Source organism: Pseudomonas agarici (assembly GCF_900109755.1).
Classification (GTDB): domain Bacteria; phylum Pseudomonadota; class Gammaproteobacteria; order Pseudomonadales; family Pseudomonadaceae; genus Aquipseudomonas; species Aquipseudomonas agarici.
Genome location: NZ_FOAR01000007.1, coordinates 70,866 through 94,424 on the forward strand (window position 1 = coordinate 70,866; position 23,559 = coordinate 94,424).

Sequence of the window (23,559 nt, forward strand, 5' to 3'; positions counted from 1 at the left end):
TTCAAACCACGCATTGCGCGCCGTTCTTGGCGATCAGTTCGCGATAGGGCTTGGGCAGTTTCTTGTCGGAAATTACCACGTTGAACTGTTCGAGGTTGGCGAAATGCGCGGTGCGCACAGCGTCGAACTTGCTGTGATCGGCCAGCAACATGCTGTGCTGCGCCTGGCGCAGGACTTTCTGCTTGACCTCGACTTCATTGAAATTGAAGCACGTCACGCCGAAGGTTTCGCTCACGCCCGCCGCTGAGATGAACGCCCAGGTCAAGCGTATACGGTCGAGGATACTGCTTTCGTCCGCATGGTCGAATACCTGGTTTTTGCGATGAAAAGTGCCGCCGCACAGTACGATGTTGCAGTTGGGTTTTTGCTGCAGTTTGAGCAGGACGTTGAGCGAGTTGCACACAGCCGTGAACTCCAGTTCATCAGGTATGAAGTCAATCACATAGGGTACGGTGGTGCCGCAATCGAAGAACACCGTGTCGCCGCTCTTGATGAACGCGGCTGCGAGCTTGCCGATGCGACGTTTTTCTTCAACGTGCCGACTGCCTTGTTCAGTGACCTTGTAGTCGTGCCCGTCGGCAGGGTCGAACGCCAGGGTGATATGCCCGCCCAACAAATGGAATTTGTCCGGGTAGCGATTCAGGTCGCGGCGCAGGGTCATTTCAGAGACGTCGAGCAATGCGGCCATCTCGCGAAGATGAATCGCCTTTTGGTCCTGCAGGGCTTGCTGGATCAGTTTGATGCGTTCTGATTGTTTGCTTTCCACAGACGTTCCATCGACTAATTATGTTGTGATTTAAACATTTATTGATGTTATATTAACATATGTAGTGTGTGGTTTCTTAAGTGTCACCCCCCAGGCTTCTTCATCAGGACCGAACCTCATGAGCTCGATCACACCCCAAGCACTTGCCCGGTTTATCGATCATACCTTGCTGGCGGCTGACGCCACGCGTCAACAGATCGCGGTGTTGTGCGCAGAGGCGCGGCACCATGGTTTTTATTCCGTGTGTGTGAACTCAGGCCAGGTACCCTATGCCGCGCAATTACTCGCCGGGCAGCGAGTCAAAGTCTGCGCGGTGGTCGGGTTTCCGCTGGGCGCCGGACTGAGCGGGAGTAAAGCCTTTGAAGCCCGACAAGCAATTGCGGCGGGTGCTGGCGAGATCGACATGGTGCTCAACATCGGCGCGCTGCGAGAGGGACTGTTCGATACGGTGCACGACGACATCGCAGCGGTGCAGCAGGCTTGCGGCCCGGTGCCGTTGAAAGTGATTCTCGAAACCTGCTTGTTGGACGATGCGCAAAAGACCCGCGCCTGTGAAATTTGTCGCGAGTTGGGCGTGGCTTTCGTGAAAACCTCGACCGGTTTCAGTCGCGGCGGCGCAACCCTGGAAGACATTGCCTTGATGCGCCGCGTCGTCGGGCCGCACATGGGGGTCAAGGCGTCGGGCGGGGTGCGTGACTACGTGACGGCAATGGCCATGATCGAGGCGGGTGCCACGCGCTTGGGCACCAGTTCGGGCGTGAGTATCGTCGGTGGCCAGGCTGCGGGCGCGTCGGATTACTGACCTGGCAAGAGGGCAGCTCGCCAGGGCAGCGGGGCTTACGTTGGTCGAGGCCATCATCGATCCTGCCAGGGTGACCCCGAGGTCAGTCTCTGGAAGGTGTATGCCAACGCCGCCGCGTTCAATCAGCTATCAGTACTTCGTGCATGGTCTGCATTTTCAGGTCACTTTCGCGATACTCGCTTTCCGGGTCCGAACCTTCGACCAGGCCGCATCCCGCAAACAGCGTAGCGCGACCGCCCTCCAGCAGGGCCGAACGCAGGGCCACGGCAAACTCTCCGTCGCCCCTGTCGTTTAGCCAGCCTACCGGGCCGGCGTACCAGCCACGGTCCAACTGCTCCGCGTGGCGGATATAGTCCAGCGCGGCCTGGCGTGGAAGACCGCCCACGGCTGGCGTTGGGTGCAGGCATTCGGCGACACTCAACAGATTGTTGTCTGCCCTGAGTAGGCCCGTCATTGGGGTCAACAGATGCTGGATATGTGCCAGCTTATGCAGGTGCGGTCGTGGGGCAACCTGCAGCTCGGTGCAATGGCGTTGCAGGCACTCGCTGAGGCTGGCGACCACCATGGCATGCTCGGCATTGTCTTTCTCGCTGGCCAGCAGTTGCGCGCCCAAGTGCTCGTCGCTTACGGCGTCCTGGCCACGGGGTGCGCTGCCTGCCAGGGCCATGGTGTGCAGGTATTGGTCGCGCACGCTCAGCAGGCATTCCGGCGAGGCCCCGACAAAACAACTGCGGTCGCGGGCAAAGGCGAACAGATAGGCATGAGGCTGTTTATCCAGCAGACGTTGCATGACCACGTGCAAGGGTTCTGAGGCCGGGACCTTCTGCGAGCGCGCCAACACGACTTTTTTCAAGCTGCCGCGCTGAATCAGGTTGACGGCATTGCTCACATCCTGCTTCCACAAATGGGGCATCGACCGACGGACATGAGCGCCCTGATCGGCATTGGCCGTAGGCAACGAGCGCGCGCCAATAGCCGCCCACTCGCCGAACAAGGCCCGGGCCAGGCGTCGACAATCGGTGCGTGGTCCCACCAGCACATTGACCACCAGGCGGGTCTGGCCCTGACTTTCATGCCATTCGAAGCGGGGCAGGGTCAGGGCCGAGTCGGGAAAGTCACGCCATAAGCGCGTGCGCGGTTTGCCCTTGTCGAAAGCGAAGCCGCCGAACAGCGCCGGACGATGACGCCCATGCACCGTGGCTTGCGCAACCATGTGCTGCCAGCGCTGCCCCAGGGCCTGCCAGCTTTCGTCGTGATGGCCCTTGAACTCATGAGCCTGGCCCAGGCCGAGGCGAAATACGCCCTGAGCCTGGACGTGCCACAAACACGCCAACATGTGCCGGTGGTTGGCACTGAACAACGCCAGTTGATCGACCTTGGGTGACAGCGTGGAAAAGGAGGCCAGCACCTGTGTCTTTGTGATGTTGGTTTGCGCCCGGGCGGCACTCAGGCATTTGAGCAGGCCGGTGAACGAAGGCGTGCGCGTCATGGTTGTGCCTCTTGCAGGTGCAGGGTATGCCAATGATTGATTTGCAGGTTGATGAACCAGTGAATCAGGTCACCAAAGAATTCCTCGGTTTCATCCACCGGTAATCCAGCGTCGGCGGCCCAGAGCCTGCGCTCTTCAAGCATGGCGCTGACGCGTTCTGGAGCGGGAATGGCCTGCAGGTTCGCCTTGAAACGTGTGGCGGCCTGCACATAAGTCAGGCGTGCGGCCAACAGCTCGACCAACTGGCGGTCAAGGTGGTCGATACCCTGGCGTATGTCTTGGAGGTTTGCGCATTGCAGCGCGGGCTTGATGGCATTCATGGGAGGCTCCTGCGGTTACTGGGCCAGAACGGCCAGTTGCTGTTTGTCGATCTTGCCCACGGCCGTCAGCGGCCAGGCCATCAGCCATTCGAACTGGTCGGGCAATTTGTCGTCACCCAGTCCGCCCTGGCGCAATTGCTCACGTAACACCTGCGCGGTGGCGGCGGGTTCGCCGAGGATGAACGCGCAGATGCGCTCCCCCAGCAGACTGTCGGGCACCGCGACCACCACGCAGGATTCGACCTGAGGCAGGGCGTTGAGATGTGACTCGATCAGCGCAGCGGAGATTTTTTCGCCGCCCCGCTGGATCTGTTCCTTGATTCGACCCTCGACCACCAGATTGCCCTCGGGCGTCCAGCGTGCCAGGTCGCCGCTGCGGTAGAAGCCATCGACGGTGAAGGCCAGGGCGTTATGCTCGGCGGCGCGGTAATAGCCGTTGATGGTGTAGGGGCCACGGGTCAGCAGCTCGCCGACCTGACCGGGGGCAACCTCGCACAGGTCGGTATCTACCAGGCGCACTTGGTCTTCCGGCGACAGCGGGCGGCCCTGGGTATTGAGCACTACCTCCAGTGAATCGCCAGGACGTGTGAAGCAGAGCAGCCCTTCCGCCATGCCGAACACTTGTTGCAGGCGGCGGCCTAGGACATCCACCAGTTGCCGGGCCAGTCCAGGGTCGAGTCGCGAACCACCCACTTGCAGCAGCTTGAGGCTCGATAGGTCGCTGTCTTCCCATTCACGGCCCTGTGCCCACAGTTGTGCCAACGGCGGCACCAACGCCACGTGGGTGACCCGTTCGCGCGCGATCAGCGGCATTGCCTCGTCGCAACCGGCGCTCTCGGCGAGCACCACGCAGGCCCCGGCGGCCAACGTGCCTAGGATGCCGGGGCAGGCCAGGGTGAAGTTGTGGGCGATGGGCAGCACCGCCAGGTACACGCTGTCCCGGTCGATTTCACATAGCTGCGCCGAATGCGTGAAGTTGTAGGCATAGTCCGCGTGGCTGCGCGGGATCAGTTTCGGCGTGCCGGTGGTGCCACCCGACAGCAACAGCAGAGCGGTGTCTTGCGCGGCCACCACCGGCAGCGGCGGGCACGCTGCATCCAGGCTGGACAATGCGGTAAAAGGCCCTGGCTCGCCGTCGACAATTACCTGGCGCAACGCTGGCTGACGCTGGGCAATCTCGCCGGCCATGGAGCGAAAGTCAAAGTCGCGAATGCGCTCGGGAATCAAGTAAGCCACCGGTTCGGCCAGTCTGCACAACGCTTCGATGTCCTGAGCGCGCTGGCTGGGCATGGCCAGCACCGGCAGGGCGCCCAGGCGCATCACGGCAAACAGCGCGCTGACTAACCCGACGCTATTGGGCAATTGCAGCATGACCCGGTCGCCAGCCTGGATACCCAGCGCGGCCAGGCCGCCGGCCAGGCGCGAGACACGCTGGTCGAGTTGTGTGTAGCTGATGCGCGATTCGCCAGCCACTAGCGCGACGCGGCTGCCATGGGCCTGTGCCCATCGTTCAAGGCGCTGGGGCAGCGTCAGGGAGAGAAAGGGCAATAAGGGTGAAGTCGGCATGGTCGATTCCCGTCAATAATGGAAAGGGCTGATGCTGTGTTCGATAAAACTCAGGACACGGGCGGCAAACGCGCGCGGGCGCTGGGTGAGGTAGAAGTGATCGCCGGCGACATCGTGCTGCTGATAGTCGCCGTCCAGCCAATGCGACCAAGCCGCCACTTCCGTGGCGTCGGCCTCGGGGTCATGGCTGCCGTTGAGTAGCAGGGTGGGCGTGCGCAGGCGTGGACGCTGTGGTTCCAGCGGACGGTGGTAGCTCTCGGTGGCCTGGAAATCGGCGCGCAGCAATGGCATGAACAGTTGCAGCAGGGCACGGTCATCCAGCAGCGCCTGGCTGCAACCGCCAATCGCCACGAGTTGCTCGATAAAACCCGAGTCATCCAGGTGGCTGAGCAGGCGCCGCCCGCTTTGGTGCGGGGCATGACAGGCCGACAGCACCAGGCCGGCAGGCGGTGTGCCTGCCTGCTCCAGCAACAGGCAGGTTTCGAACGCCACTTGGGCGCCCATGCTGTGCCCACAGAGGATGAGCGGCTTGCGTTGCGACGCGCCCTGGACTTGAGCGGCGGCGGCCAGGCTTCTGGCCAGCGGGTCGACCTGTCGCAGGCAGGGTTCGTGCATGCGCTGATCACGGCCCGGATAGACCACCAGGGAGAGGTCCAGGCCCAGTCCCTCAAGACCACGCCAACCATGAAAGGCGCCGCCGCTGGCCCCGGCGAACGGACACAACAATAAATGGCCGGCAGCACCGTCGCCGCTCAAGTAGGGACGCAACATGCTCATGCCGCCTGGCTCCCGACGCGTAGTTGTGCGGCATCGATCAGTTGCGGCGGGGTGGCCGGACGCAGCTCGGCTGGGCCGGCACAACGCAGTACGTCCTGCCACAGACGAGCGAGAGCCAATTGATAGTGGTCGCTGAGCCCGGCCTCGACCGGCTCGCCTGTCAAATGACCGCGCACGCGTTGCAACAAGTGGCCCACCCCCGCCGGGCCTTCGATTTCCTGAGCGCTGCGCCAGTTGGCCGCGGCCGGATGCAAGGGTAGGGCCGTTGGCCGCTCCAGGTAAGCCGCCGCGCTGGCGTAGGCGGTTTGCCGGTTATCGGCATGAGAGTCGCTGTGCAACGTCGGCGTCCAGTTGACCGGCCCGTAGCTGGCATCCAGCGACAGGTAGCCGCTGGGCCAAGCCAGGCTCATCTGGTGCATGACGAGGCTGTGCAAGTCGGGATCGTCGGGGTTCATCCAGTTTTGCAGGCGCAACAGCACACGGCAGTCCGGCAGGTCCAGGGCCAGGGTGTGGAAGTGAGTATCACGGTCTACCAGGCTGACCTTGGCCTGTGCCGTCAACTCGCAACCCAAGGCTTGCAGCATCAGGTCCAGGCTCGAATACAGCAGTTGGCGGCTTGTGGTCAGTTGTGCAAGGCTGGGTGACTGGCCCGTGAGCAATTGCCGAACCCGGCGAGCGGTGTCGATCCAGCAACGCCCGGCCTCGGTATGCGGATAGAAGCTGTTGACCCGATACTGGCGCCCGAGGGAGATCGCCAATTGTTGATGTCGAGCGATCTCGTCCGGGTGCACCGGATGTTCCTGAATCACATGTAGTCCACGCTGTAGCAGGTTTTCGGTCAGTTGAGCACCGGCTCCGCCCACTACGCCGGAACGCACCACCACGCAAGCGAGGTCGAGGTCGGCGGGCAGTTGCGCCAGGTCGGTGTACAGCGGGACGCCGAATGCATTGGCCAGGGCGCGGGCCCGTGGGCTGCCGTTGGCCAGCAGGCCGGCCAGTTGCAGTCCGGGTTGTGTCACCAGGAAACTGTTGAGGTACCACTCGCCGAACTTGGCCCCGACCACCAGGACTTTCAATGGATGGGTCATGCTTGAGGCTCCTTATGAGGTGCGGCCAGCCAGGCCGTGATGCGGGCAACCGTGTGTGGCAGGTGATCGGGGTCCAGCAGCAACTGCCAGTGATCGCCGGTGAGGGTTTCGCGTTGGGCTTGCGAGGCCCAGTCTTGCCAGTCGTGTTCGGCGGGCAACCAGTGCGCCGGGCGTGTGGCCGCGCTTAGCCACAGGCAAGGCAGCTCCAGGGCGTGGGGCCGGGTATGTTGGCCGAGCAGGCGCATCAAATGTTCGATGCGCTGCAACCACTGATGCGCTTCGGCGGGCGATGGCTGGTTTTTCAGCACGGTGGCTTGAGTCGCGAGGGTCATGAATACCTCCAGTTGCCGCGCCTCGCTCAATTGCTCGAGGTCGGCGGGAAGCTCGATCTTTTTCGCGCCCTGGGCCATCAGCCGCAACAGGCTGCTGCGGTTGTCGACACGGAAATCCTCGCGGCAGACGGGGTCCAGCAGCACCAGGCGCACCCGTTCGCCCCTGGCATGCAGTTGCCGGGCTGCCGCTTCGGCGACAAAGCTGCCGTAGGACCAACCCAGCAGCACATAAGGCCCAGCGGGTTGTTGCCGGACAATGGCCTCGGCATAACGCGTCGCCAGTTCATTGAGTGAGTGTGCCTGCAGCGCGTTGGCGGCGTGCAGCCCGAACACCTGGCAATCCAATGCCTGAGCCAGGGACAGGTACGCACCGATCTCACCGTCGGAGGCGTGAAAGGCAAACACCTTGAGGTCATGCCGTCCACGGGCCAGGGCCAGCGGGTTATCGTCGACTGCGCCGGAGCTTGCCTCAAGCGTGGCGCAGAAGTCCTCCAGACGCGGGTTGTCGAACAGGTTGCGCAGGCTGCTGGCGGTGTAACCCAGGCGGTTGAGGCGGGCAATCATGCGCGTGGCGATCAGGCTGTCACCGCCTGTGTGGAAGAAGTCGCTGCTGACGTGTACCGGTTGACCGAGCAGTTCCTGCCACAGTGCCGCGACTGCCTCAAACAAGGCGGGAACGGCTTGTACGGGCTGGCGAGGCGTGGCCGGTACTGCCGTTGTCGCGGGCCTGGCATCGTCGCCGAATTCCACGCGATTGAGCGCTAGCGGCCAGGGCGCGGACCAGCTCCGCACCTGTTCGTGCAAGGCTGGCAGGTCCAGCGGCGCGGGGTTTTCGGCCTGCGCCACGATCAAGTGTTGACGCATGTTGTCATCGGCCCGTTGCGGCCAATTCATCCGCCAGGTGAAACCCGCTGCCTGCAGCGCTTCCCGCCAGCGCCGCAAGTCGAGCATGGCTTTGTCGTCGTCAGCGCGAGCATCCTCGAAATGGCTGAGGTTTTCGATAAAGCCGATGCTTGCCAGTTGCAGCGCACTGTCACGCTCGGTGGCTTCCACCAGCAGCAGATGACCAGCAGGGCGCAGCAGGCTATGCAGACGCTTGAGGCTGCGGGGCACATGCACCACGTCGTGCAGCACGTTGACCGCGACGATCAGGTCATAGCCTGTTGGCGGGTGCTGGTTGAAGTCCACCGGTTGATTGAGGTCCAGCAGCGAGCAGCGCAGCTGCGGCCAGTTGGCAAAACGCTCCCGTGCCTGTTCCAGGAACAGGCTGGAGATGTCGGTAAAGCGATACTCCCGTAGATGAGTTTCCAGGGCCGGCAGCAGGTGCGCGGTGCTGGCGCCGGTTCCCGCGCCGACTTCCAGCACCCGCAGGTCGTTACGTTTGCCGGCGAGTTTTTTGGCCGTGAGCGCCAGGCTGCGATTGAGGCATTGCAACACTGGATTGTCGCTGTAAAAGGCGTTCACCACTGCATCGTTGTCGCCGAACAACAGGCCTAGGGCCGAGCGTTCGCCGCGTAGCAGCTCACCGTGCAACTCGATGCATGTGTCGAGGTAGCCCGCCAGAGTCTGGCTCCACGGTGCATCCGGTAGCGGCAGCGCTGCTGCGTCGGGCAACGGCTGTAGCGTGACGTAGCTCGTCCCCTCCAAGGCAACCCAGCCCTGCTGACAGAGCATCGTCAGCCACTGACCCAGCAATCCGCTGAATTGCGGTCGGGCGGCCAGGCGTGTCATTACCTGAAGCAGATCGTGGCGCTGCCCGGTCTGGGTGAACAGGCCGTGCTTGCGCAAAGTGAAGACGATGCCTTGGCGAGCGCGCTGTTCCAGAGCGTGCCAAGTCAGTTCGACCTCCGTGCGTTGTGGGTCATTCAGATCGGGCAGGGCGTCGACCACCAGTGCCGAGCCACCGTCCACCGGTTGCGGCGCGTGTGCCACGACCTGGGCAATCAGCTTGCGCTGCTGGTGGTCCACACTCACGTTGGCGCTATACACCCCGGGTGTCTGGCGCAAATGGGTTTCGAGTGCCTGCAAATCGACCGGCTCGCTGTCCAATTGCACCGACCAGTCCATACGGGGCAGCGCGGGCGGTTGGTCAAAGCCGGCGGGGTCATCCGCCAGTTGTTGCAGCCACTGACTGTAAGTGTGGAACAGGCGGTCGATCAGGCCGTCGGCCAGGACCTCCTCCATGCAGTACCAACTGAACACCAGTTCACCGTCGATCTCCATGACCTGGTGGTCAAGCCACACCTGTGGCGTCTGGGTGAAGACATGCACTGGATCGCCGAGGGTGGCGGTCATCGCCTGATCGATGGCCTGGCCGTCCAGTGACATGCCGAGCAGGCTGGTGAACACCACCGGCATGGCCGGTTGACGACCTTGGCCCTGACGCCTGCCGAGTTCGCGCAGCACCTCCACGCCGTTGACGGCGGTGTGGGCCAGGCGCTGCCAGAGGCGTGACTGGGTGGTCTGCATCACCTCACGCAAGCTGGCACCCCGGCCGAGCTGGAAGTCCATCAATAACACCGAGGTGAAGTCACCAATCAACTGTTGCACCTGTGGATGCACCGGGCGACGGTTGAAGTAGGTCAGGTTGAGGCTGAAGTCCGGGCGGCGGCTGACGCTCTCCAGGGTCTGGGCGAACAGCGCCAGTAGCGCCGCCGAAGCGGTCAGGCCCAGTTGTTGGCAGTGGCCCTTCAGGCGGCTCCAGCGCGGGGCTTGGAGGCTCGCCTGCAAGGTGCGAAAGCGCGGCGGGCCGCCCGCGGTGCCGGTCGCCATGGGCAATTGCGGGGCTGCCGGCAGGCGCTCCAGCGTGTCCATCCAGAAACGCCAGGATTGGCGCCAGGCCAGGGTGTCACGCTGGGCTTGCTCGGCCATCACGTAATCGCGGAACGTCAGTTGCAAGGGCGCCAGGTCTTGGCCGGCATAGGCTTTTGCCAGGTCATCCATCATCACCTTGAAGCTCTGGACATCGAACAGCAGCAAGTCGAGGTTCATGTGCAAGCGGCAATGCTCGCTGTCCAACTCACTGAGGCTGACTTCGAACAGGGGCCAGCGGTCGGCGGGCAGCACGCGATAGGACATGTCTTCACGAATCGCCAGCAGACGCTGTTGTCGGGCATCCGGGCTTAGTGCCCGCAAGTCGTGGCGTGGCAAGCGATACCATGGCGTCTGTTCGAGGATGCGTTGCCGACCGTCGCTGTCGACCACCATGCGCAGCATGTCGTGGCGCCGGATCAGCGCGTTCCATGCCTGCTCGAAGCGACCTGGATCGAAGCTGGCGTAGGCTTTGTCCCATTCAAACAACACATGGCAGGCGACGCCGCCGTATTCGATCAGGTCGGTACGGCCCAGCCAGTAGGCATGCTGAATCGGCGTCAGCGCGAAGGGCTCGAAACGCGCCCGTCGATCGAGGACGATCGTCGCTGGGCTCGCTATCGGTGCTGCGCCGGGCGCCTGGGTTAACAGCAGCGTGGTCAGCCCGTCGATGCTCAGATCCCGGTAGGCCTGCTCGGCATCCAGGCGAACGCCCAACTGGCGCTGGATGTCGCTGCTCAGTTCGAGAAACAGCAGCGAATCCAGGCCCAATTGCATCAGGTCCTGATTCAGCGCCAGGCCAGTCTCGGCACTCAGGCGCAGTTGCCGACGAATCGAAGTCTCGAGCCAGTGCTGCAGCACCGGACGGTCGGTGTCGTGGTCGCCGCTGAGCACCGGTGCTGACGGAACCTCGCGTGTAGGCGGTGTTTTAACTGAATCTGTGTGCGCCGACTCGTGCGTTTCGCGGGGGAACAGGCGTCGATGCGGATCGATGCGCGCAGGGTCGACGCGCATGGCCAGGTACCCCGGCGTGCCGCGCATGATCGCCTGTTCCAGGTGCCATAGACCTTCGTGGGTACTCAGCGTGAGCATGCCGGCCTGGGCCAGTTTGGCGTGCATGCCGTGCTCGGCGGCACGCCCGACTTCGCCCCAGGCGCCCCACGCCAGGCTGAGGGTGCGCAGGGGTTGGTCGACAGTGGCTTCGGCCAGACCATCCAAGTAAGCGCTGGCCAGGGCATGGGCGCCTTGACCGGGTGCGCCGAGGCTGGCGGCCGCCGAGGAATACAGCAGTAGGTAGCGACCCTGTTCGGCCAACGCTTCTTGCAACTGCGCCGCCGCCTGGCATTTGACCTGTAACAGCGGGCTCAAACGTGCGGACGACAGATTGACCAGCGGGGTATCGTCCAGCAGGCCAGCGCAATGAATCGCACCGCTGAGGGGCCTTTTCGCTCGTAAGGCTTCCAAGCTCCGCGCCAGGGCTTGCGAATCGCTGACATCGCAGGCAAACCAGCGCACCTCGCCGCTATGGGTGTGTTGCAACTGTTCGATCCAGGCGGCGCTGTCGGCCGAACAGCGCGGGGCGAGCAGGGCTATGTGTCGGGCTCCCTGGGCCGCCAGCCAGGCCGCGCTCAGGCGTCCCAACCCGCCGAACCCGCCGGTGACCAGATGCCAGCCGCCGTCGCTGAAGCTGTTTGCCGGCAATGCCGGCGCACTGTGGGTTTGTGGCACCAGGGTTTGTACCCAAGCCTGGCCGTCGCGTACCGCAATCCAGCGTTCGCCGCTACCGGCGGCGGCCATGCCGAGCGACAGCGTGGCCTGGTCATCGCCATCCAGGTCCATCACCGCCAGCGGGCGTTGCGGCTGCTCTGCGTTCGCCACCCGCAACAAGCCCCAAAGGGCGCGTTGCTCGGGTACCACGGGCGGGTCGCCGGGCAGCGCCCAGGCGTTACGGGTCACTACCAGCAAGGGTCGATCGTCGGGATCGGCCAGGGCCCGGATGATTTCATCGGCCATGCTCGTCAGCGTGCCGGGGGCAAGTTTCAGCACGCGGGTGCCGTCGGGTGAGGGGGCTGCGGCTCGGCTGAGTTCCAGCGGTTGCCAGTGCCAGGTGTAGTGCGTGTGGGGACAGGCCTGGCAAGCGGGCGTCGGGCCGCTGCTGTGTAACGGGTGCCATTGGCCCTCGGGGCCGCGTTGACGGAGGATTACCTGGGCGTCGCCGAGGACTGCGCCTCGCCATTCGATGCCGATGCTGTCCAGTGCCTCGGGCAGTGCCAGCGGATGGCTGAACCGTGGCGCCCGACGCGGCTCGCCATGCCGCGCCGCGAGAGTTGCGCAGACGGCATCCAGGCGTTGCTGCCAGCGTTGAGGGTTGCCTGCGCAATCGGACCAGTTCGCCTGATACAGGTGCGGACCCAGTTGCCGGCCAAGGATCGGCTCGCCGCTGTCGTGCCCGATGGCTTGCAGGGGGGCCTGGAGCGCAGCGCCAGTGCGGGCCAGCAGGATATGTTCGCTGATCCGCGCGGTGGCGCTGCCATCGTCGGGCAGCCAGTGCAGACGTTCGAAACCGCTGGCCTGGCATTGTTGGCGCCACTGCTCGGTGGACAGGAACAGCTCGCCGCCACGCGCCTGTTCATCGTACAGAGGCAGTACCAGCGGTCCGAATACGAAGTCGAACAGGCGCATGGGGCGGGTGATTTCCCGCATCAGCAAGGCGCCGCCGGGCTTGAGCAGCGGACGTAGGTTGCGCAGCGTCTGGCCGACATGCTGGGTGGCGTGGATCACGTTGGCGGCGACGATCAGGTCATAGTGCCCGGCCTGGAAGCCCTGATCGGTGGCCGGCTTTTGCAAGTCGAACTGGCGGTATTCGACGAAGGGAAACTCGGCGAATTTTTCTTCGGCGCGGCGGCTGAAAATCGCCGAAATGTCAGTGAAGCAATAATTCACCTGGGCCACGTCCTTGAGCACGGGCAGCAGCCAGGCGGTGGTGCCGCCGGTACCGCCGCCGACTTCCAGGATGCGCAACGGGCGAGCCTCGGCCTGTTGATGTTCACGCACCAGTCCCGCGACCACACCGGCGGCTATCTGATTGAAATAGCGCCCAAAGCTGAACTGCTGGTACAACACCTCGACGCCGCTGGACGCGCTTTGCGGGAAGATCACCGCCACCGGTTCAACCGTGCCGTTCATCATCGCGCACAACTGTTCGCCCGCCCGCTCCACGGTGTCGGCGATCACGTCCAGGCCTTCGCAGCAGGCCCGCAGGGTGTGCAGCAATGCCGTGCGCTCGGCCACCGGTACCGCGCGGGCGCTGTGATAGAGGCCGTGGTGGTGACGGTAGTAGCCGTCCTCCACGCAGGCGTTGAGCAAGCGCACCAACAGTTGTCGATAGCGCGGTAACAGGCGCCCGCCGCGCAGGATGTCGAGGGCGGTGACGCCGCGGTCGATGCCATCGCCAACACACTGGCGCACCATTTGGTCCACATACAACCCATGCAGTTGGGTCACGCAGGTGTACAAGCGCTCCAGGCGCGGCAAGTCGAGGTTGGCACCTTCGCGGACCGCCACTTCGCGCCCGCCCTGCAGCAGCCGATCCTCTTGGTTCGGTGAGGCAGAGCTGGGTGTGTCGCACCAGTAGCGTTGTTGATCGAACGTATACAGAGGGGCCTGGATGCGTTGCCCGTGGCTGGGTAGCAACTCACGCCATGGCAGGGTGACACCGGCGGCGAACAGCCGCAGCAGGCTGTCTTGCAGCACCCCTGGCGCCGGTTTATGGCGACGGGCGCTGGCTACCCAGCGCACCTGTGTTTTGGGGAGATGGCTGGCGATAGCTGTCAACGAGGCATCGGCGCCCAACTCCAATCCCAGGCTGATGTCGCTGCGCAGTGCCTGTTCCAGGGCCTGGTGGAATCGTACCGGTTCGCGCAGGTGGCGGCGCCAATAGAGACCGCTGTCCAGCTCGGCGTGGGTCAGCGCTTGGCCGCTGAGAGTGGAGATCAGCGGGATGTTGCCTGGGCGTGCGCGCAAGGCCGAGCTGGCCTGTTGGAACTCATCGAGAATCGGATCAAGCAGCCGCGAATGCGCGGCGCCGGCGATATTCAGGCGGTGGCAACGAATCCGTAGCGTTTGCAGTACCAGGGCCAGCGCATCGATGCCCGAGCGCGTGCCACACGCCACCAGTTGCCGCTGACCGTTGTACACCGCGATTTCCACGCCATGCTGGTCGGCCAGGGGGGCCAGTTGCGCTGCATCGCAGAACACCGCGAGCATCGCGCCTTCTGCGGCGCACTGGTGCATCAGGCGGCCACGGCTGATGACCAGCGGCAGCACGTCTTCCAGGCGGTAAATACCGGCGATCACGGCGGCGGCATATTCTCCTACCGAGTGCCCGATCAACCAGTCCGGCGTCAGCCCGAGTGCGCGCCAATGGGCGGCCATGGCTACCGCGTGGGCGACAATGGCGGGTTGCGCGTAGTCCATGCGGTCGATCAGGCCGGCGTGCTCGCCGAACATCACCGCTTTGAGCGGGAGCTGCAAATGCGCGGCGCACACGGCGAAGCTGCGGTCCAGGCTTTGGGTGAAGGCCTCGGATTGGCCATACAGGCTCTGACCCATGCCGGCCCACTGGCTGCCCTGGCCGCTGCAGAGCCACAATTGGCCGCCTGGGCCGGCCTGGCCGTCATACAGCAAGGCGTCATGGTTGCCCTGGGCAAATGCCTGCAACGCCTGCGCGGTTTCTTCATGCAGGGCTACCGCCAGGCGGTGGGGTAAGTCCAACTGGCGGGCGTGCAGCGCGGTATGCACGAGGTTGGCCGGCGCTTCGCTGCTGGCGAGTGCTTGTGCATAGTGTCCGGCCAGTTGCTGCAGCGAAGTGCGGCTGGCGGCACTGAGCAGCAACGCGTTGGCCTGCGCCTCGGCTGTTTCGGCACGCAAGGTATCAGGCAGGGCTTCGACGATCACGTGGCAGTTGGTGCCGCCAATGCCGAACGAGGACACACCGGCCCGGCGCGGGCCGTGTGGCCAGTCCTGCACCTGCACCGGTACATAAAACGGACTGTGTTCAAGTTTCAGCGCCGGGTTGGCCCGCTCAAAGTGCAAGCTGGGCGGAATACGCCCGTGGCTGACCGCCAACACCGTTTTGATCAGGCTGGCAATGCCGGCGGCAGTGTCCAAGTGGCCGAGATTGCCCTTGACCGAGCCCAGTGCGCAACCGGCAATATCGGCGCGGGTGGCGAACACCTCCCGCAGCGCCTGCACTTCAATGGGATCGCCCAATGGCGTCGCGGTGCCGTGGGCTTCGAGCATGCCGATACTGGCGCAGTCGATATCCGCCAGCTGCAGGGCATCGCTGATCACCTCGCGCTGGCCGATGATCGACGGTGCGCTGTAACCGACCTTGTGCTGCCCGTCATTGTTGATCGCACTGGCACGCAGCACCGCCAGCACCGGGTCACCGTCACGCAGGGCGTCTTCCAGGCGGCGCAGGGTCACCGCGCCGACGCCATTGCCGGCGAAGGTGCCTTGAGCGCCGGCATCGAACGGGCGGCAGCGACCGTCGGGAGAAAAAATCATGCCCGGCTGATACCGGTAGCCGGCCTGTTGCGGGAACGATACCGCCACCCCGCCGGCCACGGCCATGCCGCACTCACCACTGCGCAGGCTTTCGCAGGCCATATGCACCGCCACCAGGGAGCTGGAACAGGCGGTCTGCACCGTGATGGCCGGGCCGCGCAGGTTGAGCTTGTAAGCGGCACGGGTGGCCAGGTAATCCTTGTCGTTACCCATCAGCGCTTGCAGGCCCCTGACCTGGGCCACCTCGGTGACGCGGATCTGCTCACGCGCCGGGTAGGTACTCATGCGGGCAGAGGCGAACACGCCGGTCTTGTGGGGCACCTCACGGGGCGCGAAGCCTGCGTGCTCCAGAGCGTGCCAGACGGTTTGCAGGAACAGCCGTTGTTGGGGGTCGATGGACTCGGCCTCCTGGCGCGAATAGCCGAACAGGGTGGCGTCGAACTGGTCGGCGGCGTCGATCACCGCCGCCACGTTGACGAAGTCCGGATGGTCGATCAATGCCGGTTCCAGGCCGGCGGCCAACAGTTCCTCACGGCTGAAACGGCGGCTGCACTCGCGGCCGGCCAGCAGGTTCTGCCAGTATTCGTTACTGTCGCGGGCGCCGGGAAAACGGCAGGCCAGGCCGATCACCGCGATGGGTTCGCTGGCGCCATAGAGCGCTTCAAGGCTGTGCATGCATGACCTCATGGGTAGATGGGGAAGACGGAGTCGCGGGCAGGTTGCGCTGCAGGCGCAGACGCAAACGCCAGGCGGGCCAGAGGCAGACACAGGCGATCAGCGCCAGGCCGCCGAGCAAGATGGGATAGCCCAGGCGATAGGCAACCTGTAGCGCCGCCATCGAAGCGAGCATCGCCACGGCGGCGTCCACCGATTGCAGCAGGGCATAGTCCGAGGCAGGCTGATGAGGACGAACCACGCCCATCAGCAGGTTGTAGAGCGTGACGAAACTGATCGCGGCGGCCACGTTGACCACAGCGAACAAGGCCAACCAGATAGGTAAGTCATACACCCGCGCGCCCAAGGCAGCGGCCACGGCGATCAGTGCGTGCAGGACCATGGCCGGTAGCAGGCAGCGCCAGGCGCCGAAGCGCTTGGCCATCCAGCCCCCGAGCACTACGCCGAGGGCACTGGCCAGGGTGTTGTACAGCGTGGAGGCCAGCCCCAGGTCAGCCAGGCTCAGTCCCTGGTCCAGCAGCAGCACGGTTTGCACCGCCATCAGGCCGCGCATGGCCAGGTAGTAAATCGCGGTGAGGCACAATGCCGGCCACAGCGCGGTAACACTGCCGTAATCCAGGCGCGGTTGTTCGACGGCAGCGAAGCTGGTTTGCTGAACCGGTAACCACGCCACTGGCAATAGCAACAACACCGACACCCAGGCCATGCCGATAAAGCCGGCTCGCCAGCCCCAGTGCTCGGCCAGGAACAGGAACACGAAGGAGCCGAAGACAATCCCCAGGTAACTGCCGCCGACCTGGGCGGTATTGGCGAACGGGCGACTTTCGGCGTCACAGGTGGTGATGGTGATGCCATCGGCGTAGATATCGTGGCTGGCGGACAGCAACGCCAGCAGCATCAGCCCTGCCAGGATCGGATAGATCGAATGCTCGGGGGCCAAGGCACTGAGCAGCAACAGCAGCGCGGCCATGCTCAGTTGCAAGATAACCAGGCTGCCCAGGTAGCGATTGCCGCGCAGGGCAATGCTGTGACGTTCGCACCAGGGCGCCCATAGGAACTTGCCGATCCATGGCAAAAATGTCAGCGACAACAAGCTCAGGCTGGCCAGATCCAGGCCCTGGTGGCGGAAATAACCCACCACCCCTTGCAGCATGAGAGCGGTGAGCATGCCTTGATGCAGGTAGTAGCACCAATAAGGCAGATAGCGCATCATCAAACACCTCCGATGCGACGCAAGCGTCGACTGTTGCGTTGTTCAAGCCGGCTTTGCCGATCCGTTAGTGGCCTGTTCACGGGCGCGGCGCCAGGGCGCAAGTGCACGGCCAGCGCGTGGGCGTTGGGGTAGCCGAACACATCGGTGACCAGCAGATGGGGGAATCCCGACTGCGTCAGGCGAATATGCAGTTGCACCAGCTTCAGCGAGCTGGCGCCCGCCTCGAAAAAGTTTTGCCGGCTATCGCCTAGCTTCAGTCCGACGACCTCGCTAAACGCCCGGCGGATCAGCTCCACGGTCTGCTCGCAAGCCTGGGCGGCAGGCGTGCATGGCGTAGGCTGCGGCGTGACGAGCCGCAGAGGCGCTGGCGCGCAGGCGTTAAGCGGCACCAGTTTCTCGAGGGACAAGGCCCAGGCCTGGGGCTGGTCGGCCAACTGGCGCAACAGCGCGATGTACTGGTCGAACATACCTTGCAGGGTGTGAGGATCGAACAGCGCCTCGACGGCGTCCCAGTTCAGGCACAGGTCGCCTTCTGATTCGTAGACCTGATGGTCGAGCCAGATCTGCGGGGTCTGGGAAATCCCCCAGACCGGCTTGAGCCACGACGATTGCGCCATGAAGCGGCCATTGTCGAACCCCAGTGCGCTGGTAAACACCACCGGCATCTGAGCCGCGGCCAAGCCCTGGCGGCTGGCCAGTTCGCGCATGACACGAATAGCCGAGTGGTCACGGTGCGCCAAATCACGCCACAACCGTTGTTGCAGGCGTTGAGCGCTGTCCAGCCAGGTTCCAACGGGTTGCCAGGCCAGCAACAGCAACGAGGTGAAGTCGCCCAGCACCCGATCGATATGTGGGTGCAGGGGTTGGCGGTCGAACAGTGTCAGGTTGAGGGTGAGTTCGCGCTCGCGGCTCCAGGCGGACAACACTGCACAGAACGCGCTGAGCAACAGGCCGGACGGGGTTAACTGATGTTGGTGGGCGTTGGTTTGCAACGCTTCCCACTGGCGGGCGGGAAGGCGTTCGGCCAGCCGCACGAAACGAGGCACGCCGATGTCGGCAGGGTCCCGACGCAACGGCAGTTGGGGGGCTGGCGGTAGCGTGTCGAGGCGACGCTGCCAATAGGCCTGGGCGTTGGCGCTCGGTGGCTGGCTGGCGCGCAGGCACTGGTAGTCGCGAAAGCCAATGGCGATTTCTTCCAGCGCGCGCTCGGGCTGTTCATAGAGCAATTCCAGTTCCGCCAGGAGGATTTGCATGCTCATGCCGTCGAGCAGCAGGTTGTCGAGGCTGATGAACACCCGGCTGTGCTGGCTCGCATCTTCGGCAATCTGTACATCGAACAGTGGCCAACGCGCAGGGTCGAGTACTTGATGCGACAGGCGCTCGCGTAGCGCCAGGGTTTCGCTGGCGTCCAGTGCGCTGACCCGATGGCGATAGGGGCTAAACGCCGGCACCTTTTCCAGTACCTGCAGGCAACCGTCGCGGACTACCGCGCGCAGCATGTCGTGACGTTCGATCAAGCGCCGCCAGGCCGCTTCCAGGCGCGCTAGGTCGAGGTCTTCGACGTTAAACTCGACAAAGAAATGCGCGCCCACGCCACCCAACACAAAACCTGGACGACGACCTACCCAATATGCCTGCTGCACATCGCTGAGGGCGAACGGCTGGTAGCGGGCTGCCGGGTCGTGGTGCAACTCCAGGCCCGGCGCCTGGTCGTCGGCAACCAGGGTAGCGGCGAAGGCGCTCAGGGTGGGGAAATTGAACAGATCGTCGAGACGTGCGCGATAGCCTTGTTTGGCCAGCTCGCCGATCATGCGTGTGGCCAGCAGGCTGTCGCCGCCCAGTTGGAAAAACTGGCTGTGGCGGTGTATTGGCGAGGTTTGCAGCAACTGTTGCCAGAGGCTGGCGAGCCGTTGTTCGGTAGCGCCTTGGGCGGCCTGCTCTGCGTGGCTGAGCACAGCAGGTTTGGACAGGCGCGAGAGGGCTTGATGGTCCACCTTGCCATTGGCGGTGAGGGGCAGAGCGTCGAGGAAGTACAGACGCTGGGGCACCATGTAGCCGGGCAGTTGGTTGGCCAGGGCCTGGTCAAGCTTGGCAGGGTCGGGACGCTGGGGCTGTTCGGCTGCGCGTAGGACCAGGCGTTGCACATCGCCCAGCACACTGGCCTGGCACGGACGCAGACCGGCGTCGCTCAGCAGCTGCCGCCAATGCTCGAGGCTTCGCAGTTGTTGCGCGGCCTCCTGGCGTTCATCCAACAAATCGCTGCTGACCAACGCCAGAGCGCCGGCTTGCGCCAGTTCCAACACGCACACCGCCGCGCCCGGCGCGCACAACGCCAGCCAGTTTGACAGCGCGGCCTGGGGTTGCTGCAGACGATGCAGCGCATTGTTGATCAGCAACACATCGGCGCTATACAGCAAGGCCGAGTGATCGTCGTAGTGATCGCGCAGCGCTGTGCCATGGGCGAAGCCGGACAGGCGCTCGCGGGCCTTGAGCACCATGGCCAGGGAAGCATCGAGAGCGGTGTACTGCAGCTGCGAGGGATCCAACCGTTGCAGCCATTGCGCGCCGACCAAGGCACTGCGTGCGCCGACCTCGATCAGGCGCACGGGGCGTTGCAACTGTTGACTCAGGCAGGCGAGATGGCGGCCCAGTTGTTCCAGGGTTTCACGGTTGCCCGGGCTTTGCAGCAACAGGTGCTCCGGCGACCAGTAGGGGTGATCGAGCAAGGTGAGCGCATCACGCTGGCCGCAAAGGATGTCGCGCAAGCCGTCATGGTGTGCGCTCAGCGCCTCGCTCAGAGCATAGTGCTGCGTGTCGATTGGGGCCCTGTCGATTGTCGAGACCCGTTGCCATTGGCCCGCTTCGTTGCTGTGCAGGACACCTTGCGCACCCAGCCAGGCCAGCCAACGGCCCAATAGCGGGCGCCAATCGGCGGCACAACCGTAGTGCTGCATGAGCGTGTCGAGATCGGTGGGAGTGCTCAGCGTGACATGGTTGAGCGCCAGGTGTTGCAGCAGGAAATCCACCAACGGCGTGTTGTCCGCCGGGGCCGGACTGACGCCGTTCGATGCCAGCCAGTCGGGGTAATCGGCGGGCGTGCGCGGATCCATCGGTACCGGGCCGTAGAGGCTGGCACCCTGGGGCACCACGAACGCCACCAGGCTTTTTTCGCGCTCTCCCAGGGCCAGGCTGATAGCGCTCTTGACCCCCTCGATGCGATTGAGCGCGGCGTCGATCTCGCCCAACTCAATGCGGTAGCCGCCGATCTTGACCTGCTTGTCGCGTCTGCCCAGAAACTCCAGCGTGCCATCGGGCCAGTAACAGCCCAGATCGCCGGTGCGATACCAGCGTTGCGCCTGCACCTCGACAAACTGGCGGGCACTGCGTTCGCTGTCGTTGAAATAGCCCTTGGCTACGCCAGCACCGCCAATCCACAGTTCGCCCGCCACCCAGTCGGGGCAGTCGCGACCCAGCTCGTCCATGACCCGATAGCACTGGTTGGCCAGCGGCTGGCCATAGGGAATGGAGCGCCAATGGGGTTCGACCCGCGTCACCGTGTAGGTGTTGGACCAGATAGCCGCCTCCGTTGCCCCGCCCATGGCGATGAACTGCCCGTCGGCACGGTAGGCGTGATAACGGCCAGGCAAGTCGAGGCCGATCCAATCGCCGGACAGTATTACCACTCGCAGTGACGCCGGTGCCGGCAGCTCGAAGCCTTCGCTGTAGGTGAGCAGCATGTCGAACAGAGCGGGCACGCTGTTCCACAGGCTGATGCGATGGCGCACGATCAATTCGCACCACACCGATGGGTCGCGCCGTTGTGGTTCCTCGATCAGGACCACCGAAGCGCCTGCGCCGAGCACGCCGAAAATGTCATACACCGACAGGTCGAAGTGCAGCGCCGACAAAGCCAGCACCCGGTCCCGTGGCGTGACATGGTGGCGCCGGCTGATGTCCACGCAGGTGTTGAGCGCGCTCTGGTGGCTGATCACCACGCCCTTGGGCTCACCGGTGGAACCGGAGGTGTAGATGATGTACGCCGGTTGCTGGGGATCGACCGATACCGGTGAGAGCAGCGGATCGGCGAGTATCGCCTGTTGCCAGTCCAGACGCGGCTGCACCTCGGCTTCGACAGGTTCATCGGCGCTGGTGATGACGCATTTGACCTCGGCACCGCGGTAGATCCCCAGGCGTCGCGCCAGCGGCTGATCCGGTGGCACGGGTACGTAGATCGCGCCGGCCTGGAGGGTGCCCAGTACGGCAATGACTTGGCCGATGCCCTTGAGCAGGCTGACCGCAACGGTGTCACCGGGGCCGACGCCCAAGCCCTGCAATGCGCCCGCGAGGCGGTTGGCCTGGTCGGCGAGACGGGCGAAGCTCAATTGCCGTGGGCCCTGGATCAGCGCGATGGCGTCGGGTGAGCGTTGGGCCTGGGCGAATATGCCCTCATGAAGCAGGCCGCCTGGCTGCGGTTGTGCGGTGGCGTTGACCTGTCGGCGTACCTCGCGCTGGGCCAACGGCATCAGCTCTGGCAGCGGGCGCGCCCAGCACCCTGGATCGTCGACCAGTGCCAGTACCTGTTCCAGGTAAACCTCGAATAGGGTGTCAGTGAGGCCGGCGGGAAACAGTTGGGCGTTGCTGTCCCATTGCAGGATGATCTGATCGTGATGCTCGAACGCCAGGTGGTCGATCCACACCTGGGGCGTCTGGGAAATGCCCCAGGCCGGTTCACCCAGAGTGTCGGCGGTGGCCTCGCCATACAAGGGGCGCCCCAGGTTACTGGTGAACACGATTGGCGCGCCGTGGGGGTGGCGCTGGTGTTTTTTCAGTTCGCGCAACACGTGTACGCCGGACCAGGCGCTGTGTTCGTAGACCTCGGCGAAGCTGCGCTGATTGGCCAGGGCCAACTCCGCGAAGGTTGGCCCGCTGCAATGCACGGGCAACGGCAGGATATTGGTGAAGTCGGCAATCATCCCGGCCACCGCCGGATGCAGGGGCTGGCGATCAAACAGGGTGAGGTTGAGCAACAGCCGCTGTTGCCCGCTCCAGCGGCCAAGTACGGCGCTGAACAACGTGGCCAGGGCCATGGTCGGCGTCACCCCGTGTTGGCCGGCATGCTCTTTGAACCGTTGCCACTGGCGGGCATCCAGTTGCCCGCGTCGACGGCTGATGCGCACCTGTTCGATGCGTTCGGGCTCCTGGGCCAGGGGCAGTTGCGGAGCCAGGGGCAACGACTCCAGGCGCGCCAGCCACCAGGCTTGGGCCTGTTCGATACGGGGTTGCTCGTGACGCTGCAACTGGGCCAGGTAAGCGCAAAAGTCATAATCGCCGGGCGTCGGTGGTAGCGGTTGGCGAGCGATCAGGGCGATCAGTTCTTCAAACAGTTGGTTGAAGCTGGCCGCATCGGCCACCAGCAGGTCGATGTTGACGAGCAAGCGATGGCGGCCTTCAGGCAGCAGGCACAATTGGAAGTCGAAGGTTTCACCGTCTTCGACCCGCAGGCGACGGTGCCCCAGTTGCTCGCGCAGGTGCAGCAGGCATTGTTCGCGAGCGGTCTCTTCGTACCGGCGCAGGTCGTGAACCTTGAGGCCCGGCCAACTGGATTGCGCCTGCCATTGCTGGCTGCCGTTGGCCAAGAAGCGTGTCTTGAGCATGGGGTGGCGCTCGATCAGTTGCTCGATGGCCGGCTCCAGGGCCTGAGGCGTCAGGCCCTGGCCGTCGAACTCCTGATAGAGGTGGCAGCCCACGCCGCCCAAGGGCTGTTCACTGGAACGCCCGACAAAATAGGCGTGTTGTACCGCCGTCAGCGGAAAGGGCTGGCCGTCGCTCATGCGTGGCAGCGGTTGCGCCGCGAGAGGGGCTTGGGGCGCGGGCGCAGGCTCCTGCAACAGGGCGCACCAACCTTGCAGCGTCGATTGCTCGTAGAGTTGGCTCAGGGTCACGTTGCACCCTTGGCGGCGCAAACGGTTGAGCCAGGCCATCAGGTGCATCGAGTCCAGGCCCAGGCGCAACAGGTTGGCGTCGAGGGGAAGCTGTTCGACAGTCAGGCCCAGTTGTCGGGCGACGGCTTCGACCAATGCTGTCGGGGTGAGCTTCGTAGTGGCAGTGGGGGTTGCCGTCGAGGCTGTTCTGGTCGATGTGTACATGGTGAG

Annotated in this window: 10 protein-coding genes; 1 reads left to right on the forward strand and 9 read right to left on the reverse strand. The window is 64.2% G+C overall.

The window, feature by feature from the left end; translation table 11 throughout:
- Position 1: 1 nt before the first annotated feature.
- Positions 2-766: a DNA-binding transcriptional repressor DeoR gene (deoR, locus tag BMX68_RS08710; protein ID WP_017133642.1), complete on the reverse strand. Its 765-nt coding sequence runs from the start codon at positions 764-766 to the stop codon at positions 2-4.
- 118 nt (positions 767-884) lie between these two features.
- On the opposite strand from deoR, the gene deoC reads away from it, so the two are divergent.
- Positions 885-1,568: a deoxyribose-phosphate aldolase gene (gene deoC / locus BMX68_RS08715; RefSeq protein ID WP_017133641.1), complete on the forward strand. Its 684-nt coding sequence runs from the start codon at positions 885-887 to the stop codon at positions 1,566-1,568.
- Positions 1,569-1,686: 118 nt separating this feature from the next.
- Here deoC and BMX68_RS08720 read toward each other — a convergent pair whose 3' ends face one another.
- Genes BMX68_RS08720 through BMX68_RS08755 form a run of 8 tightly spaced genes read right to left on the reverse strand, consistent with a single transcriptional unit; the run spans position 1,687 to position 23,553 of the window.
- Positions 1,687-3,057, reverse strand: coding sequence for an isochorismate synthase (locus BMX68_RS08720; RefSeq protein WP_017133640.1), 1,371 nt, complete (start codon positions 3,055-3,057; stop codon positions 1,687-1,689).
- The gene (locus BMX68_RS08725) at positions 3,054-3,377 is read right to left on the reverse strand and encodes an isochorismate lyase (protein ID WP_017133639.1); all 324 of its coding nucleotides are present in this window, start codon (positions 3,375-3,377) and stop codon (positions 3,054-3,056) included. The genes BMX68_RS08720 and BMX68_RS08725 overlap by 4 nt, the downstream gene beginning before the upstream one ends.
- Before the next feature lie 15 nt (positions 3,378-3,392).
- Positions 3,393-4,943, reverse strand: a complete 1,551-nt coding sequence (locus tag BMX68_RS08730; RefSeq protein WP_017133638.1) for a (2,3-dihydroxybenzoyl)adenylate synthase — start codon at positions 4,941-4,943, stop codon at positions 3,393-3,395.
- A 12-nt stretch (positions 4,944-4,955) separates the two neighbouring features.
- Positions 4,956-5,720 carry a thioesterase II family protein gene (locus BMX68_RS08735; protein ID WP_017133637.1) on the reverse strand — a complete coding sequence of 255 codons (765 nt, stop codon included), beginning with the start codon at positions 5,718-5,720 and terminating at the stop codon, positions 4,956-4,958.
- A complete protein-coding gene (locus BMX68_RS08740; RefSeq protein WP_017133636.1) occupies positions 5,717-6,808 on the reverse strand; it encodes a thiazolinyl imide reductase in 1,092 nt (363 codons plus the stop codon). The genes BMX68_RS08735 and BMX68_RS08740 overlap by 4 nt, the downstream gene beginning before the upstream one ends.
- Positions 6,805-16,194: a type I polyketide synthase gene (locus BMX68_RS08745; protein WP_074862034.1), complete on the reverse strand. Its 9,390-nt coding sequence runs from the start codon at positions 16,192-16,194 to the stop codon at positions 6,805-6,807. The genes BMX68_RS08740 and BMX68_RS08745 overlap by 4 nt, the downstream gene beginning before the upstream one ends.
- Complete coding sequence (locus BMX68_RS08750) at positions 16,181-17,407, reverse strand: MFS transporter (RefSeq protein ID WP_017133635.1); 1,227 nt, start codon at positions 17,405-17,407, stop codon at positions 16,181-16,183. The genes BMX68_RS08745 and BMX68_RS08750 overlap by 14 nt, the downstream gene beginning before the upstream one ends.
- On the reverse strand, positions 17,407-23,553 hold the full coding sequence (locus BMX68_RS08755; RefSeq protein ID WP_074862037.1) for a non-ribosomal peptide synthetase: 6,147 nt from the start codon (positions 23,551-23,553) through the stop codon (positions 17,407-17,409). Before BMX68_RS08755 ends, BMX68_RS08750 begins: the two co-directional genes overlap by 1 nt.
- Between the last annotated feature and the right edge of the window lie 6 nt (positions 23,554-23,559).